Consider the following 13,877-nt stretch of genomic DNA (forward strand, 5'->3'; position numbering starts at 1 on the left):
TCTTTGGTATGGTATCGGTGGCGGCAACATTGCGCGGGGGCGATAGTCCCCGGGCGAACAGCAACTTTCTCAGCTCTCGATCTGCGCCATCACGGCGCGCGCTATGGGCGTCGTACCTTCGGTCAATTCCAGAATGCGACGTCGCAAAGCCGGCGTGTGAACCAGTTCTGCGATCGTCGCCGCGACGTCATCACGGCGAATGTCGGTATGGAACTCCGCTGGCCCAAGACTGACGGTGCCAACACCTGTTTCGTTATTTAGAGAGGACGGACGCAAGATGACCCAATCGAGCTCCGTCCGGGACAGCTCCACATCAGCTCGCTTTTTCGCGGCGATATAATGTTCGAAGCTTTCGCCCCATCCGTCCTGGCGTCCGGCTTCGGGAAACACCGAGACGAGGATGAAGCGCTTGACGCCGGCATCTCGGGCTGCGGCGATTGATTTGGTTACGCCGTCGCCATCAATGGCGTCGATCATCGCATCACTGTCAGATTCGCCGGCGCCCGCCGTAAAGACGATGACATCACTTCCCGCGAAGTGGGTTGCGAGTTTCGTCTCATCGATCCAGACGAGATCGCCATGTGTGCCTGCGATACCGATCGCGCGGAGCCGTTCGCCTTGCTCAGCCCGGCGATAGAGACCATCGACCTCGTCGCCACGCTCCTTGAGCAGACGTGCAAGCCTGAACCCGGTCTCTCCGGAAATGCCAACAATGAAGATCTTCACGTTCGTCCTCGCTAGGGCGGCACGCTTCTTCGTAAGGCCTTCGGCCGGACCGCGTCGGCTCCGGTGCTCCTACAGCTTCTCGACGAAGACCGTCTTGATGTTGCAGAACTCCAGAATGCCGAACTCAGACACTTCCCTGCCGTAACCACTGTTCTTGACCCCGCCGAACGGCAGTCTGGGGTCGGACCGAACGTTCTGGTTGACAAAAGCTGCCCCGGCATCCAACTCCTCGGCCGCGATGCGCTCGCCCCGCGCAGTATCAGCCGTAATCACCGCCGATCCCAAGCCGAACTCGCTCGCATTCACGATCCGTATCGCGTCCTCCTCGTCTTTGGCGGATATGATCGCCGCAACTGGCCCAAACAGCTCCTCGTCATGCGCCGCCTGGCCCGGCAAAACGTTCGACAGGATCGTTGCCGGAAACCATGCACCGGCGCGTTTCGGTGCCTCGCCGCCCAGCAGAAGCCGAGCACCATTCTTGATGCTCTGACTGACCTGGCTTGCGATCTGATCCCGCGAATGCACGCTTTCCATCGGCCCAAGAAGCGTCCTGGGATCGTTGGGGTCTCCCATCTCGAACCGCTTCATCTCCTCGACCAGCGCGTTCTCGAACGCCTGCCTGACGCTCTCGACCACAACAAAGCGCTTGGCAGCGATGCAGCTCTGGCCGCCGTTCACCATGCGCCCACGCGCACAGATCCTGGCGGCGGCGACCGGATCCGCATCCTCGAGCACGATATAGCCGTCCGAGCCACCGAGCTCGTAAACGCCCTTCTTCATGACTGCGCCGGCAATCGCGGCGACCGACTTCCCGGCGGCAACGCTGCCGGTCAACGTGACCGCGGCGATGTGCGGGTCTTCGATCAGGGGCCGCAAATCCTTCGACGACAGAAGCACCGTTCGAAAGAGGTCGACGGGAAACCCCGCCAGTCTGAAGATTTCCTCCAGCGCCAACGCACATCCCGGCACGTTGGACGCATGCTTCAAGACGCCACCGTTGCCGGCCATCAGATGCGGCGCCGCGAACCGGATGACTTGCCAGAACGGAAAATTCCACGGCATGACCGCCAGGATGACGCCGAGGGGATTGAAAGTCGCAAATGCCTTGGGCGGCGCGCCGGGGCCCGAATAGCCGGCGCTCATATCGAGATGTCTTGGCTTGAGAAAACCTTCCGACGCCTCGGCAAAATAGTCACAACACGAGGCACATTTCTCGAGCTCGGCAAGGCCGTCGGTCACCGGCTTGCCCATCTCTACCGTCATGAGCCTGGCATACCGCGGACTATTGTCGCGAATGACCTTGGCAGCGTTCCTCATCAAAGGAGCGCGATCCTTGAACCCTACCCGGCGCCACGCGACTTGCGCACGATGAACATTGGCGGCAATCGACAACGCGTCGTCGACGGTATGCCCCGGATAGGCTGTCCCCTTCTCACCCGTCGCTGGATTGACCGTCTGAAAGAGATTGGGTGTGGTCACTCCGAATGCTCTTGCTTCCGCCATCTCTCGCGCTCCTGCTCTTGAGTGAGCTTTCTCGACCTTCCAACATTGCCAGCGCCTTGTCGGCGAGCAAGTAAAGAGAGGTAAAAGTGACACCTTGCGGTGCAGTTCTCAGTGAAGGCCGCCAAGAGTTCCGCTGCTGGGCATCGAGATCAGCGTGATAGCGCCGCGGTCTCCAAAGCCGCAATCGAACGTGCCTCCAACGCTTTGCACCAGGGATTGCATGAGCTTGAGACCCTGTCCCGCCGGCCGTTTGCCGCGGTTACAACCATTGTCACGGACACAGCATGTCACCATTGGCCCGTCCTTCGACAACTCGATCCGGATAACGCCGCCGACCGGGCCAAATGCGTGACGGCACGAATTGGTAATGAGTTCGGAGACGGCAAGCCCAAGCTTCCAGCAGCTTTCGGCCGCAAGAAATTGCGGCTCGGACTCGACGAGCAGCAGCTTTATGTTGCGATCCCTGAGCCGCGCGGCACTCACCGCACCGCAGAGCCGCTGCAGGTACGCACAGACCTCGACCGGCTGCCGACCAGCGGGAAACGTCAGTGCCCGATGGACATCCGACAACTGCATCAGGAGCGTTGCCACGTCGGTCAAGGCTGCCCTCACTGCCGTGCTCTGCGACTTGTAGGCGCGCAACGAAATTGTATTGATGACGCCCGCGTATTCGTTCTTGATACGGTGGGACATCTCCTTCAGCAGGACATGGTCTTCGACATCCGAAACCGCCGTATCCTTGCTCAGTTCCGCAAACTCGAACACGTCTCTCATTTTGCTCGCTCCTGGCCTAACCACTCCATCTGTCAACCTTTCTCTGCGAGATGGGATCCTAGCCATTCGGCGTCGCCTGCATTGATCAGCACCGCCGAGACTTTCCCGTTTGTGCTGTAAAATCGAAGTCAAATCCGGCGAGAGCCTCCTTCCTCTTTTTACAACCTTTAACTTTCGCTTGGCGCGGCCGTCGCACATGGTTCCAACGCCAATTTCCTACTGGGTGAACCATGGATGGCTCTTGTACTCCGTCCGACGGCGCACAGGCGATGCCGGCGCATGTTGCCTGCAAAATGAACGGCGATACGCCCGTCGAGTTCTGTTGTCGTGCCTCGACACATACGATGATAGAACTGCTTCGGAACGCAGATGCTGTCGTCGTCTCCGATCAGGCTCGCGCAAGGCAGCTCATCGATTGCGTGATGGACATTTTGCGCGCCACGCTCGACGAGCGCGCGGATGCTCCGTCCACCGGAGCGGGTCGGCTGGCCCCCTGGCAAGAGCGCCGTCTGAAAGCGCACATCGAAGCCAATCTGAGCATCTCGCTGACGACGGTCGAACTTGCAGGCGTGGTCAATCTCAGCCCGAGCTACTTTTCCCGGGCGTTCAAGAAGAGCTTCGGCCAGCCGCCTCACTCCTACTTGACGATGAGGCGAACCATACGCGCGCAAGAGCTGATGCTCACGACCAACGAGCCGCTGAGTCAAATTGCGGTTGCCTGCGGCCTGGTCGATCAGTCCGCTCTGTGCCGCCTGTTTCGGCGCACGGTGGGGCGCAATCCACACGCGTGGCGGCGGGCATTCAAGGGAGCCGCGTCCGACGGCGTTCTCCAATCGCCGCTGCTTCACTCCCGGCAAAAGGATAGCTAGTTCGCGAGGATCTCGGGCGGGTCGAACGACCGACCAGTGAGGGTCAATGCCAGTCGACTCAAAAGACATGTTGATGCGCGAGGCCACAGCCGGGCCGCTTCGCGATCATCGGGCGATTTCGGCGCTACGGTCCTACCTGCGATTCCTGCTGCCCTCCCTCGTTCTATTGGTCGTTGTTGCGTTTATCATCGTCGCGGCGAACCGCTGGAATACCTGGACGGGCCAGGCCGCCATACAATCGACTGACGACGCCTATGTGAGTGCGGATGTCACCCGGCTAAGCACCCGCATTTCCGGTCAGGTCTCATCCGTCGCTGTGGACGATTTCCAGTCGGTCAAGGCGGGCGACTTGCTCATTCAGATTGATCCCGCCGACTACCAGGCTCAGGTTGATCTGGCGAATGCCACCCTGGCGGCCGCGCGGGCGGCTATCGACATTCTGGGCGATCAGATTGAGCGCCAATATGCGGTCATCGCGCAGGCTGAAGCGACGCTTCGATCGACGGAAGCCATTGAGGTCGAAACCCGAGAGGAGCAGGAACGACAGCAGGCTCTGTCACAGACTGACGCAGGCACGCAACAGCGCCTCGAGCAGGCGACGGCCGCCTACGGCAAGGCTCAGGCCGACACGCGCGCCAGTCGCGCGGCTGTCGCCGAGCAACATCACCAGCTCGAAGTGCTACAGGGGACGAAAAAGCAGCGTGCCGCGGACGTCGACGGAGCCAGAGCGACCTTGGCTGCCGCGAGCCTGAAATTGGGTTACACACGCATTCTTGCGCCGTTTGATGGCGTGGTCAGCGAGCGTCAAGTTCAGCCCGGAGATTATGTCACTGTCGGACGGAACTTCATCAATATCGTGCCGCTCCCGAACGTCTACGTGATCGCGAACTACAAGGAAACGCAGCTTACACGCATCCGCCCTGGCCAGCCCGTCGATATCGCAGTTGACAGCTTTCCGGACCGGCCGCTGCGCGGACATGTCGAACGGATCTCGCCGGCGTCCGGCTCTCAGTTCGCGCTGCTCCCGCCGGACAACGCGACCGGCAATTTCACCAAGGTCGTCCAGCGAATCCCCGTGCGGATCGCCTTCGACAAGGAGCAGCCGCTGCTCTCTCAGCTGTTGCCGGGCATGTCCGTCGTCACCCGTATTCATGTCGGTGGCGGCGGATGATCAGTAGCGACGATGATCGGCGCGGACCCGTTTCGTTCGGGGGTATCACTCCGCAACCGCTGTTCGCGGTTGCCGCCGTCGTTCTTGGCTCCATCTTCACCAATTACGACACGCGATTGATCGGCTACGGGCTCCCTGATCTGCGCGGCGCGTTCTCGCTCGGCTTCGACGAGGGAGCCTGGCTCTACACGGCTTCTGTCGGATCGCAAATATTCGTCGCTCCGGCGGTGGTCTGGCTCGTCACGACCTTTGGATTGCGACGCATCCTGGCAGTCCCCAGCCTGCTGTTTGCCGTCGTCTGCTATGCCATCCCGTTTGCCAGGAATTACGAAGCACTGATGGTGTTGAGCATCATCTACGGGATGCTGCTGGGGACCTTTGTGCCGGCGACGTTCATGATCATCTTCCGGCACTTGCCGCAGAAGTGGTGGCTCTGGGCGATCGCCCTATACTCCGTGCGCGTCGGCCTGACGCAGGATGTCGGCCAGGCAGCCGCGGGGCTCTTTGCCGCCGACCTCGGCTGGCAATGGTTTTACTGGCAGGGCGTCGTGATCGCGCCGCTGATGGCCTTGCTGGTCTATTTGGGCACGCCTCCATGCCAGACCAACCGCGACCTTTTGCGTAAGGCCGACTGGGCCGGCATGTTGTTGTTCGGCGCTTCACTATCGATGTTCTATGCAGGGCTTGATCAGGGCAACCGGCTTGATTGGCTCGGGTCCGGAATCGTGGTCGGTCTGCTTGCCGGCGGCAGCGCTCTCTTCATTGCCTTCCTCGTCAACGAAATCTACGCCAGAGACCCCTGGGCCAACATCAACGTGCTGTTCAAGCGCAACATCGGACTAGGCCTCGCAACTGCCCTCTTCTACACCCTGACCAGCCTGTCCAATTCTGTTCTCGTGCCCGGCTTTCTCGGTACCGTCACGTTGCTGCGTCCCGAGCAGTATGGATACCTGGCGCTTGTCTATGGCGCCTTGCCGATATTGATACTGACGCCGCTTTCGATCGCCATCCTTCGACACTTCGATGCCCGTTGGGTTGCCGCCTTCGGACTATCGACTTTCGCGGCCGTCGGCCTTCTTGGCATGCAATTGACCCACGACTGGGCGCCAGCGGACTTTCGTGTGATCGTCCTCCTGCTATCGGTCGGCCAGGTCTTCACCTTGACGCCGACTATTCTTACTCTGGTCGCAAACTCGGATTCGTCGCGCGCAACGGCATTCTCGGCATACATCCAGGTCATCCGCGTGGTCGGTGCGGAGGTTGGGGTGGCCCTGATGAACACATGGCTGCGTGTCCGCGAGCAGATTCATTCGAATTATCTCGGGCTTCATGTTGCAGACGGCAATTCCGAGGTGGAACATCAGTTGGTCGCACTCGCCGATCATCTCTCGGGCCGCGGCGCGGACGCAGCATCAGCACGAGCGATCCATGTTTTTTCGGGAACGGTCGCGCGCGAAGCCAATGTCTTGGCATTCATCGACGGCTTCTCCCTGTGCTTTTGGCTGGCGATCGCCGGCCTGTTCTGCCTGTGTTGGATCACACGGGCGCCACCAGGGCCGTTTACGCCCGCTCCGTTTGGCTTTGTCAAAGCGCTGCTGCGCCGATGTGGCGTAACTCTGGCGACGCACGTCTGAGAGCAACAAGCTCTATTGCCGCGATCAGCGCAACATGCGGCTCGACGCAGACAAATAGAGGCACGCTTTCACAATATTTGTCGGACCCGATGCTGCACACTGACGGAGTGCGGACAACCCCTTCCAACTCCTGGGAGTTGCCACGTGTCCGCGGATGGAGTGTGCCGATGGATCCCGTGATACTTTCACGCCTGCAGTTCGCGTTCACGATTGGCTACCACATCCTGTGGCCCGCATTTTCGATCGGGATCGCGTGGTTCATCGTCACCTTGAACGCCTTGTGGCTCCGGACCGGAAAGCCCGCATACCATCAGCTCGCGACCTTCTGGACGAAGGTCTTTGCTCTCGCGTTCGGGATGGGCGTCGTGACCGGAGTGGTCATCTCGTACGAAATTGGACTGAACTGGTCCCGTTATGCGCGGGTCACGGCTGATGTCATCAGCCCCCTCTTGACGCTAGAAGTCTTGACGGCCTTTTTCCTGGAAGCTGGCTTTATCGGGATCATGCTGTTTGGCGAGAAACGCGTCGGCAAATGGCTCCATTTCGGGGCGTCCGTGATCGTGGCGACGGGCACGGTCATCTCGGCCTTCTGGATCATCGCGGCGAACTCCTGGATGCAGACGCCGGTGGATTTCACGATGACTGGCGATGGCCGGTTCGTCACCACGGATTTCTGGGGCGTGGTTTTCAATCCTTCGATGCCGTACCGGCTTGCACATATGCTCCTGGCCAGTTTCATCACCGGGATCTTCGTCGTTGTCGGCGTGTCCGGGTTCTGGCTCTTGCGCGGCCGGGAGAAGGAACAGGCGCCCGCCCGCGCGGCGTTCTCGCTCTGCTTATGGCTGGCGGCGATTTTGGTACCGCTGCAAATTTTTGTTGGCGACCAACACGGGCTCAATACCCGCAGATTCCAACCGATGAAACTCGCGGCCATCGAAGCGCGATGGGAGACGGCGAGAGCGGTGCCGCTGACGGCCATTGCCTGGCCCGACGAGAAGGCCGAGCGCAACGATTACGCCGTCGAAATCCCCTGGCTTGGAAGTCTCATTCTCACGCATTCGCTCAACGGCGAAGTCAAGGGCCTGAAAGAAGTGCCCGCGAGCGAGCGTCCGCCCGTCATTCCCGTCTTCTTTGCCTTCCGGATCATGGTCGGCTGCGGAATGGCACTGCTCGGCCTTGCGCTGTTGTCTCTCTATCTTCGCTGGCGTCGGAGGCTGTTCGACACGCGTTGGTATCTCTACCTGTGTCTGGCCGGCACACCGCTTGGATTCATCGCGACGCTCGCGGGCTGGACGGTGACGGAGGTGGGACGGCAACCCTACGTCGTCTACGGGCAATTGCGAACCGCCGATGCCGTCTCCCCGATTGCCGGCGGAGCTGTTTTCGGATCGCTCGCAGTCGCGCTGGTTCTCTATAACCTCCTGCTGCTCGGATTCTTCTACTATGGCGGCCGACTTGTTTGGCGCGGTTTCGAGATCGAGACGCCGACGATTCCCGTTGGCCGCCCACTGGGCGCCATCCACGCAGCAATCGCAGCAAGGGAAGCAATCAGATGAGCATCTTGAGCAATCTCGATCTGCCGGTGGTGTTCGCCGTATCCGCGGCCTTCGTCATAGCGCTCTATGTCATCCTGGATGGTTTCGACCTCGGAGTCGGGATCCTCCTGCCGTTCGCATCGCGCCCGGACGATCGCGATATCATGATCCGAACGTTGGCGCCCAACTGGGATGGCAACGAGACCTGGCTCGTGCTTGGCGCGATGGTGCTATGGACCGCCTTTCCCGGAGCCTTCGCTATTCTCATCCCGGCGTATTACCTGCCCCTCGCCTTGATGCTGTTTGGGCTCGTTTTGCGAGGCGTTTCGTTCGGATTCCGATCCCAGGGCGGTCCGCTGAGGATTCTATGGACGACGGCCTTCACTGGCGGATCTGCGGTCGCAGCCTTTTGCCAGGGCGCAATCCTGGGATCATTCGTCGGCGGGACAATTCGAGTCGCCGATGGCCACTTTGCCGGCGGTCCGTTTGACTGGATCACGCCGTTTTCCATCGCAACCGGCGTCGGACTCGCAGCGGGTTATGGACTGCTCGGCGCATGCTGGCTGATCTGGAAGACCGAGGGAGCGACGCAAATCTCCAGCCGCAGGCTCGCCCTCGTAACGCTTTTTCTCACGGGCGCCGCAATCGCATTGATCAGCCTCTGGACTCCGTTGAGCGTCCCTGCGATCGCCAATCGCTGGTTCACGCTTCCCCACTTGTTGTCGCTCTCGCCGCTTCCCCTCCTCGCCGCAGCCGCCTGGGTTGGCGCCCTGCGGTCATTGTCCGGACCGCGTGACTGGGTGCCATTTCTCTGTGCGATTCTGCTGTTCCTCGCCTCGTTGGGCGGGCTCGGCGCCAGTGTCTGGCCGTACGCCATTCCAGGGGTCATGAACATTTGGGAAGCGGCATCCGAGCAGCGAACCCAGGTGATCTCGTTCTTCGCAATCGCTGGAATCGTCCCGATCATCCTGGCTTACGTTGGTTTCAGCTATTGGACGTTTCGGGGAAAGGTTGGCGCTTCATAAACGAAGAAAGACGACAGCGGGCCCGTCCGCAGCGACGGGGGCCGACATTCCTTACTCGAGACAACGGCACCGCGGAGGAAGATCGCAATGACGCATAGGCCTGCCATCTTTGAACCCATTCGGGTCGGCTCGCTCGAATTGTCGAACCGGATCGTTATCGCGCCGATGTGCCAATATTCGGCAGAGAATGGCTGCATGAACGACTGGCACCTGATCCACTTGGGACACCTTTCGCTATCCGGAGCGGCTCTGCTCACGATCGAGGCCACAGCGGTGCTCCCGGAAGGTCGCATCACATGGGCTGATGTCGGCCTCTATGACGATAAAACAGAAATTGCCATGAGCTCTACGGTCGATCGCATTCGACGCTGGTCGGGCATTCCCATCGGCATTCAATTAAACCACGCAGGCCGCAAAGCGTCCACCGCCGTGCCCTGGGTCGGAGGAGCCCAGATCGCACCAGGCGCGCCAAACGGCTGGCAGACGGATGCACCTTCAGCGATACCCTATGCCGAGGGCCAGATCTCGCCGCGGATGCTCGATCGCGATGGACTCCGAGACATACGCGATGCTTTCGTGGCGTCGGCGAAACGCGCACGGCGGATCGGTGTCGATCTGATTCAGCTTCACTGCGCCCACGGCTATCTTTTGCATCAATTCCTGTCACCGCTCTCCAATCAGCGAGACGATCGGTACGGCGGATCATTGGAAAGCCGCATGCGGTTTCCGCTTGAAGTATTCGAGGCCGTGCGCCAGGCAATTCCGGACAGGCCTGTCACTGCACGGATATCCGGCACCGACTGGGTCGACGGAGGTTGGGACATCGAGCAAACCTGCGTCTTTGCTGCGAGGCTTGAAGCTGCCGGCTGCGACGCAGTCCATATTTCCAGCGGTGGTCTTCATCCTGCTCAGCAAATTCCCGTCGGACCGAGCTATCAGGTGCCATTAGCTCGAGCTGTCAAAACGGCCGTTCGAATTCCCGTCGTTGCCGTCGGACTGATCACCGGCTTTGACCAGGCCGAGGCGATCGTAGCCACCCGGGAAGCCGATCTGGTCGCGCTGGCACGGACGATCCTTTATGATCCTCGATGGCCTTGGCATGCTGCGGCCGAACTGGGCGCGCAGGTTCAGGCACCAAATCAGTACCTTCGGTCGCAGCCTCGACGATTCAAAGATCTCTTGACAGCGAGTAGCCCCAAGAGGTCCGGGCCGTCTTCCGTTGTTGACCGTAGTTTACAAGGTTCTACATCGTAGTTGGCGCGCTGCTGGTTAAGCGGCCTCGGGATCCATGTGCGCCACTTGGCGCTCCCAATTCTGTGAACGAGCTCGGCGTCTGGCTCAACTTTGGCGTAGGATACGGCCGGTCAGTCATGGCTCCACGCGAACCGTCGCGAGTCTTCTCAAGCACAAGCCGCCAATTCGCGGCATGGAGGCGCCAAATGCCGCGTTCCTGTTCTCACCAGGGCCTCGTTAGGACCGTTACACCGAGTGCGCGCGGCTGCGAGGAATGCTTGAAGACCGGGAGTTGGTGGGTACACCTGCGACTCTGCCGTTCATGTGGGCACGTCGGTTGTTGCGATCAATCGCCGGGCAAGCATGCCACCAGGCATTTTCAGACAAGCGGACACCCGATCATCGAGGGCTACGATCCGCCAGATGGTTGGGGCTGGTGCTATGTCGACGATGTCTTCATCGAGCTTGACCACCCCACGCAACAGCTCGGTCCGATACCACGGTTCGTAGAAGATTGAGCTCGCGCTACCGCACGTCTTACTGCCCGCCGACCGAATGCTGCACCGAACATGCCATGCTCACCGCGTAAGCTCTCGTGGTCTCAAACAAGCGAAACATCGGCGCTTCACTTGCCATTTCGACCGCCAGAAATGACTTGTCCAGAAGACTGTAGAATGCTTCCGACGGCCGCTTGCACGCGCCGTCCAAGCAGCTCGCGATGGCGCGCTCGGCCGTGAACGAGCCGCGGAGAGCGGCGAGGTGCACCAGCATACGCTGCTCTTCGTCTGAGAGAAGGCTATAGCTCCAATCGAAAGCGGCAGCCAGCGTGCGGTGCCTGGGCAATGCGGTCCGGCGGCCTCGTGTGAGGATCGTAAAGCAATCGTCGAGGCGCACGGCAATCTCGCGGAGCCCAAGCTCCGCCACTCGAGCGGCCGCAAACTCCAGCGCGAGCGGTATTCCGTCGAGCCTCCGGCATATCTCCGCAATCGTTGGCAGGTCTCGCCGTCGAGGTTCGAAGCGAGTTGACGACTGAACACGATCGACGAACAGGGTAACCGCCGAGAATTTCGCGAGATCTTTCTCCTCGATCTGATGTCCCTCTTCAGGAAACGTGAGTGATGGCAGCCGATGAGTCCATTCACCCTTTGCCCGCAAGGATTCTCGGCTGGTCACGAGCAATTTCAGATTGCAGCAACGACCTAACATGATCTCAGCAAGCGTCGCGACACACTCCACGATATGCTCGCAAGTATCGAGTATCAGGAGAGCTTCATGGACTCTAAGATGCTCGCACAACGCCTCGATCGCATTGTGGACCGGCGCAAGATGCAAGGCCTCGGAAATGACCCGAGCCGCTCCCGCGCCGTCTGCGACATGCGAAAGATCGACGAACCTGATCAAGCCTCGGAACTTTTTCGCATAACGTTCCGCGCTTGCGATCGCGACGGTCGTCTTTCCGATACCGCCGGGGCCGGTGACGGTTACAAGGCGATGTTTGTCCAGACCGTCCCCGATGATTTGGATTGCATCATCTCGACCTACGGTAGGGTTTGGCAGGATTGGCAATGCGGGATTTACCTGAAGCCTAGAGCCGCCCGGATCGATCCAATTCGGACTGTAGCGCACAGATAGAACGAAGCAATATCCTCGATTCGGCACCGTATCGATGGCCTGGTTCGCCCCTTCGCATTGCGACAGGACCTTTCTGAGGATGGCGACCTGCACGCGAACATTTGCTTCCTCGACTGTCACATTCGACCACACCTGACGCATCAGCTCTTCGAAGCTCACGACATTCCCAGCCCGAGATACCAGCAAGGACAGTAGATCGAGTGCCCGTCCGCCAATCGCGACGCGCTCGGCCCCGCGCAATAACGTCCGCCGCTTAGGAAACAATCGAAAGTCCGCGAATTCGTAGCACTCCTCCGACATCGACTCAGTCACGATTGAGACGCCGCGATCAACCGCCGAAGAACTGATGCGGATCACCGACCCGGTTGCTGCGTACGCCGAAATCGTGCGCCTTTCCCGGCGGTCGCCGTCCGCACTCGGTCGGATTGCGGCGGGCACCTTGATACGCGTGTTCATTGAGGTTTCTCCTTGCCTTTTGCGAGCAGAGCGTCGGAACACGTGGTCGTAGCAACGAGTATGATAGCCATCTTGTCGCAGGCCAACCTCGCAAGAGTCTCTGCGACCCACACCTTGGTATGTACTTTTGTCGGTGACGCCGTACCTTTGTTTAGTGCGATCGAATGCAGCTTGTGGTATTGAAGTCAATCCACTGCCGAGTGGCACGTGCATGACCCAAGCGCCTGAAGGCACGCCTACCGTACACGTCATCGATGACGACGATTCCGTGCGCTTGATGCTCGACAGCCTGCTGCGGTCGGTCAGACTGAACGTCCGCAGTTACGGATCTACGCAGGAATTTCTGAAGGCGAGCCGCTTGGATGGCCCCGGCTGCATCGTCCTCGACATTCGCCTTCCAGGAATCAACGGATTGGACTTTCAAGAGCAGCTCCAGGACATAGGGGTAAGGCTACCTGTGGTGCTGATGACAGGACACGGGGATATTCCAATGAGTGTGCGAGGAATGAAAGCCGGCGCGGTCGACTTCCTTCCTAAGCCATTTCGAGATCAAGACATGATCGATGCGGTCACCACGGCAATCAACCGGGATCGAGCGCGGCGCGCCAACGATGACTGGACTGTCGCGACGGCCGATCGGTTCGCCACGCTTTCCTCGCGCGAGCGCGAAGTGATGATGTTGGTAACCTCCGGCAAATTGAACAAGCAAGTCGCAGGAGAACTCGGCCTAAGTGAGATAACAGTTAAAATGCACCGCGGCGCCGTGATGCGTAAGATGGAAGCCCATTCCATTGCTGATCTGGTTCGTATGGCAGATGCACTCAGGAGCAAATCGCGCTGAGAGAACGTTGAAAGCTTCACCCACGCAGGCAACGAAAGATGATTTCCATTATTGATGATGACGTCGCCGTGCGGGAGATGCTGGTCTCGCTAACGAGATCACTTGGATACGACGCCCTTGGCTTTGCCTCCGCTGAGGATTTTCTTGCAGCCGCCGACTTTGAACAATTTACTTGCGCCATTACAGATATTCATATGCCAGGAATGAGCGGCTTCGAGCTTCAGCAAAAACTTCAACAGCGTAATGGCTCATTGCCGGTCATCATGATAACGGCCCGCACCGAACCTGATCTCGAAATAAGAGCGATTTCCTGTGGGGCGATAGGTTTACTCCGCAAGCCCTTGGATGTCGAAATGCTGGTTGGCTGCATCAAGAAGGCATTGCGGATTTGACGTCCTCGCCTGTCAATCGGCGTTCAAATTTGACCCCTCATCGGCGTCCAATTTTGACCCCTTCGCACGGCGGGCTTTGCTGGTAG

General features: G+C 59.7%; 13 protein-coding genes. 9 read left to right on the forward strand and 4 right to left on the reverse strand.

Going from position 1 to position 13,877, the window contains the following annotated elements:
- Window positions 1-69 precede the first annotated feature (69 nt).
- The 3 genes from Q3C01_RS35750 to Q3C01_RS35760 all read right to left on the reverse strand — a co-directional run bounded on the left by Q3C01_RS35750 (window position 70) and on the right by Q3C01_RS35760 (window position 3,003).
- Window positions 70-726 carry an NAD(P)H-binding protein gene (locus Q3C01_RS35750; RefSeq protein WP_458149970.1) on the reverse strand — a complete coding sequence of 219 codons (657 nt, stop codon included), beginning with the start codon at window positions 724-726 and terminating at the stop codon, window positions 70-72.
- Window positions 727-795: 69 nt separating this feature from the next.
- Window positions 796-2,229 carry an NAD-dependent succinate-semialdehyde dehydrogenase gene (locus Q3C01_RS35755; protein WP_458149971.1) on the reverse strand — a complete coding sequence of 478 codons (1,434 nt, stop codon included), beginning with the start codon at window positions 2,227-2,229 and terminating at the stop codon, window positions 796-798.
- Between the two features lie 108 nt (window positions 2,230-2,337).
- Window positions 2,338-3,003, reverse strand: coding sequence for a sensor histidine kinase (locus Q3C01_RS35760; RefSeq protein ID WP_458149972.1), 666 nt, complete (start codon window positions 3,001-3,003; stop codon window positions 2,338-2,340).
- 293 nt (window positions 3,004-3,296) lie between these two features.
- Here Q3C01_RS35760 and Q3C01_RS35765 point away from each other — a divergent pair, with 293 nt between their 5' ends.
- From Q3C01_RS35765 to Q3C01_RS35795, 7 genes are all read left to right on the forward strand, one after another.
- Complete coding sequence (locus tag Q3C01_RS35765) at window positions 3,297-3,872, forward strand: helix-turn-helix domain-containing protein (RefSeq protein ID WP_458149973.1); 576 nt, start codon at window positions 3,297-3,299, stop codon at window positions 3,870-3,872.
- A gap of 73 nt (window positions 3,873-3,945) precedes the next feature.
- Window positions 3,946-5,043 (forward strand): HlyD family secretion protein, encoded by a 1,098-nt coding sequence (locus tag Q3C01_RS35770; protein ID WP_458149974.1) that lies wholly within the window; start codon window positions 3,946-3,948, stop codon window positions 5,041-5,043.
- Window positions 5,040-6,677 carry an MFS transporter gene (locus Q3C01_RS35775; protein ID WP_458149975.1) on the forward strand — a complete coding sequence of 546 codons (1,638 nt, stop codon included), beginning with the start codon at window positions 5,040-5,042 and terminating at the stop codon, window positions 6,675-6,677. Before Q3C01_RS35770 ends, Q3C01_RS35775 begins: the two co-directional genes overlap by 4 nt.
- A 167-nt stretch (window positions 6,678-6,844) precedes the next feature.
- Window positions 6,845-8,233: a cytochrome ubiquinol oxidase subunit I gene (locus tag Q3C01_RS35780; protein WP_458149983.1), complete on the forward strand. Its 1,389-nt coding sequence runs from the start codon at window positions 6,845-6,847 to the stop codon at window positions 8,231-8,233.
- Window positions 8,230-9,237 (forward strand): cytochrome d ubiquinol oxidase subunit II, encoded by a 1,008-nt coding sequence (locus Q3C01_RS35785; protein ID WP_458149976.1) that lies wholly within the window; start codon window positions 8,230-8,232, stop codon window positions 9,235-9,237. Before Q3C01_RS35780 ends, Q3C01_RS35785 begins: the two co-directional genes overlap by 4 nt.
- 87 nt (window positions 9,238-9,324) lie before the next feature.
- Entirely contained in the window at window positions 9,325-10,491 is a 1,167-nt protein-coding gene (locus Q3C01_RS35790; RefSeq protein WP_458149977.1) for an NADH:flavin oxidoreductase/NADH oxidase, read from the forward strand.
- A gap of 185 nt (window positions 10,492-10,676) precedes the next feature.
- Window positions 10,677-10,988, forward strand: a complete 312-nt coding sequence (locus tag Q3C01_RS35795) for a UBP-type zinc finger domain-containing protein (RefSeq protein WP_458149978.1) — start codon at window positions 10,677-10,679, stop codon at window positions 10,986-10,988.
- Window positions 10,989-11,007: 19 nt separating this feature from the next.
- Here Q3C01_RS35795 and Q3C01_RS35800 read toward each other — a convergent pair whose 3' ends face one another.
- Window positions 11,008-12,558, reverse strand: a complete 1,551-nt coding sequence (locus Q3C01_RS35800; protein ID WP_458149979.1) for an ATP-binding protein — start codon at window positions 12,556-12,558, stop codon at window positions 11,008-11,010.
- Window positions 12,559-12,769: 211 nt separating this feature from the next.
- Between Q3C01_RS35800 and Q3C01_RS35805 the strand changes: the two genes are divergently transcribed.
- Together Q3C01_RS35805 and Q3C01_RS35810 are read left to right on the forward strand one after the other, a co-directional pair.
- Complete coding sequence (locus tag Q3C01_RS35805) at window positions 12,770-13,399, forward strand: response regulator transcription factor (RefSeq protein ID WP_458149980.1); 630 nt, start codon at window positions 12,770-12,772, stop codon at window positions 13,397-13,399.
- 38 nt (window positions 13,400-13,437) lie between these two features.
- Window positions 13,438-13,791 carry a response regulator transcription factor gene (locus tag Q3C01_RS35810; RefSeq protein ID WP_458149981.1) on the forward strand — a complete coding sequence of 118 codons (354 nt, stop codon included), beginning with the start codon at window positions 13,438-13,440 and terminating at the stop codon, window positions 13,789-13,791.
- Window positions 13,792-13,877 lie beyond the last annotated feature (86 nt).

Source organism: Bradyrhizobium sp. UFLA05-109 (genome assembly GCF_054185165.1).

Bases quoted from the DNA above. Each gene is read 5' to 3' on its own strand.
- Q3C01_RS35755 (WP_458149971.1), bottom strand. From the start codon at position 2,229: ATGGCGGAAGCAAGAGCATTCGGAGTGACCACACCCAATCTCTTTCAG.
- Q3C01_RS35760 (WP_458149972.1), bottom strand. From the start codon at position 3,003: ATGAGAGACGTGTTCGAGTTTGCGGAACTGAGCAAGGATACGGCGGTT.
- Q3C01_RS35765 (WP_458149973.1), top strand. From the start codon at position 3,297: ATGAACGGCGATACGCCCGTCGAGTTCTGTTGTCGTGCCTCGACACAT.
- Q3C01_RS35770 (WP_458149974.1), top strand. From the start codon at position 3,946: ATGCGCGAGGCCACAGCCGGGCCGCTTCGCGATCATCGGGCGATTTCG.
- Q3C01_RS35775 (WP_458149975.1), top strand. From the start codon at position 5,040: ATGATCAGTAGCGACGATGATCGGCGCGGACCCGTTTCGTTCGGGGGT.
- Q3C01_RS35780 (WP_458149983.1), top strand. From the start codon at position 6,845: ATGGATCCCGTGATACTTTCACGCCTGCAGTTCGCGTTCACGATTGGC.
- Q3C01_RS35785 (WP_458149976.1), top strand. From the start codon at position 8,230: ATGAGCATCTTGAGCAATCTCGATCTGCCGGTGGTGTTCGCCGTATCC.
- Q3C01_RS35790 (WP_458149977.1), top strand. From the start codon at position 9,325: ATGACGCATAGGCCTGCCATCTTTGAACCCATTCGGGTCGGCTCGCTC.
- Q3C01_RS35795 (WP_458149978.1), top strand. From the start codon at position 10,677: ATGCCGCGTTCCTGTTCTCACCAGGGCCTCGTTAGGACCGTTACACCG.
- Q3C01_RS35800 (WP_458149979.1), bottom strand. From the start codon at position 12,558: ATGAACACGCGTATCAAGGTGCCCGCCGCAATCCGACCGAGTGCGGAC.
- Q3C01_RS35805 (WP_458149980.1), top strand. From the start codon at position 12,770: ATGACCCAAGCGCCTGAAGGCACGCCTACCGTACACGTCATCGATGAC.
- Q3C01_RS35810 (WP_458149981.1), top strand. From the start codon at position 13,438: ATGATTTCCATTATTGATGATGACGTCGCCGTGCGGGAGATGCTGGTC.